A 910-nucleotide genomic window follows, 5' to 3' on the forward strand; every position below is an offset into this window, starting at 1 on the left:
ATGCAAGCCGCCGCAGCCGCCAGCCCCGCCCAATGCCGTCTGGATCAATCCGCCAGCTGAGAGAATTGCTGCCTAAATTGTCAGACGCAGTGTCGCGGATTCATTGACAGGTTCCGGTGTGCGCAAACCGCTCATTGCTTGCTCCCGTAGGTATTTTGAAGCGTTTGGTTTCAGCAGTAGTTCTACTTGCCCTACGATCACAATGCTATCATCACGATTACGATTAGGTCACGTCTCATCGAGTTGGATAGCAACGTTAGCCAAAAGCATTGCTGGTCACTCGGCTGCAGCAGGAGCCACCTTGTCCAGCACCCGCTTGACGCTTATGGCTTGCCATTCACCGCCACGGCGAGACTTCACCCCCATATCATTGAGGTGGTGGGCGATCTCCCAAAGGGACCAGCCCAAGCCCTTCATCTTGGCGATCTCCTGCCCTAGGTCGCCCTGTGCCCACTCCTTGGCCTTGGTGGCATTGGCCTCGGCGCCCATGGCTTGATCTACCGACACCCCACGGAACCCACCCAGAACTTTACCCCTAGCCTTGGCGGCAGCAAGGGCGGCTTTGGTCCGCTGGCTGATCATCTCCCGCTCATGTTCAGCAACAGCAGCCAGTATATGGACGGTCAGCCAACTCCTCCTGGGTCCAACCACGAGCATGGCGGAACCTTCTAACATTTAGGGCCAGGACTTCCCGGAGGTCTTCCATGGCGTAACGGAAGCCTCAAAGGAACAATCATTCCAGGAACGATGCTTCCTATTCGCGATGCCGGGTGGTACGTCTTGATTGGAGGCACGCCCCTTGGCTCGCCGACCCACCAGACCGCCGCCATTTGGGTTCTTCGACGCCTCAAATGGATTTGAAGAGATCCCCGAGTGGGGCGGCGATCAGGTAGATCATGGTCGCGAAGGT

Annotated in this window: 1 protein-coding gene; it reads right to left on the minus strand. The window is 57.4% G+C overall.

Annotation, left to right across the window (positions count from 1 at the left end):
- Positions 1–276 precede the first annotated feature (276 nt).
- The gene (locus A6A05_RS22070; RefSeq protein WP_068497817.1) at positions 277–657 is read right to left on the minus strand and encodes a recombinase family protein; all 381 of its coding nucleotides are present in this window, start codon (positions 655–657) and stop codon (positions 277–279) included.
- Positions 658–910 lie beyond the last annotated feature (253 nt).

The sequence above is a fragment of the Magnetospirillum moscoviense genome, from assembly GCF_001650635.1.
In the GTDB taxonomy this organism is placed as follows: domain Bacteria; phylum Pseudomonadota; class Alphaproteobacteria; order Rhodospirillales; family Magnetospirillaceae; genus Magnetospirillum; species Magnetospirillum moscoviense.